Annotated in this window: 1 protein-coding gene; it reads right to left on the bottom strand. The window is 64.0% G+C overall.

Annotated features, from left to right (window positions below; all coding sequences use genetic code 11):
• The coding region (locus tag FHS34_RS41845) for a condensation domain-containing protein (protein WP_245002643.1) at positions 1-1,097 on the bottom strand (1,097 nt) is incomplete at both ends.

Below are 1,097 nucleotides of genomic sequence, written 5' to 3'. Positions count from 1 at the left end.
GGTTCGACGATGTTGAAGAGGAGGTCGAATCGTGAGGTGCGGGTTGAGGTGGGTTCGTAGGTGGTGTTGATGTTGCCGAGGGTGAGGTGGGGGAGGGTGTTGTTCTGGAAGGCGAGGGAGGTTTGGAAGAGGGGGTGGTGGGCGGTGGTGCGGGTGGGGTTGAGGAGTTCGACGAGTTGTTCGAAGGGTGCGTCTTGGTTGGCGTAGGCGGCGAGGGCTTTTTCGCGGACCTGGGTGAGGGTGTCGGTGAAGGTGTCGGTGGGCTGGAGGTGGATGCGGAGGACCCAGGTGTTGACGAAGAAGCCGATGAGGTTGTTGAGGGCGTCGTCGGTGCGTCCGGCGATGGGGGAGCCGAGGGGGATGTCGTGGCCGGCTCCGAGTTTGTTGAGGAGGACGGCGAGTGCGGCTTGGGTGATCATGGCGGGGGTGACGCCGTGTTGGTGGGCGAGGTGTTCGATGGCGTGGCGGGTGTCGGGTTCGATGTGGAGGGGTTGGATGTCGCCGTGGTAGCTGGCGGTGGGGGGCCGGGGCCGGTCGAGGGGGAGTGTGGTCTGTTCGGGGAGGTCGGCGAGTTCGGTGCGCCAGTAGGCGAATTGCTGTGACAGGACGGAGTCTGGGTCGTCTTCGGTGCCGAGGACGTCGCGTTGCCAGAGGGTGTAGTCGGCGTATTGGACGGTGAGGGGTTCCCAGTCGGGTTGGTGTCCGTTGCGGCGTGCGGTGTAGGCGTCGGACAGGTCACGCATCAATGGGACGAGTGACCATCCGTCGGCGGCGATGTGGTGAACGACCAGGATGAGCGTGCACTGGTCGTCGTCGGTGTTGATGATGCGGGCGCGTATCGGGATCTCTGTTTCCAGGTCGAATTCATACCGGGCGACCTGGGAAACCAACGTTTCCAACTGCGCCGCTGCCGTTGCTTGCCGCACCTCGACAGGGACAACAACCGTTTCGCTGGGCAGTACCTGTTGCACCGGTGTGCCGTCGGTTTCGGTGAAGACGGTGCGCAGGCTTTCGTGTCGCCGCACCACGTCGCCGATCGCGGAGATCAATGCGTCCGTGTCGGGTTGGGTCTGCAGGCGAAGTCGCATCGGGACGTT

It is taken from the genome of Streptomyces echinatus (assembly GCF_014203595.1).
In the GTDB taxonomy this organism is placed as follows: Bacteria; Actinomycetota; Actinomycetes; order Streptomycetales; family Streptomycetaceae; genus Streptomyces; species Streptomyces echinatus.
Note: the sequence above shows the minus strand (reverse complement) of the source record. Positions and strands in the feature narration are given on the sequence as shown.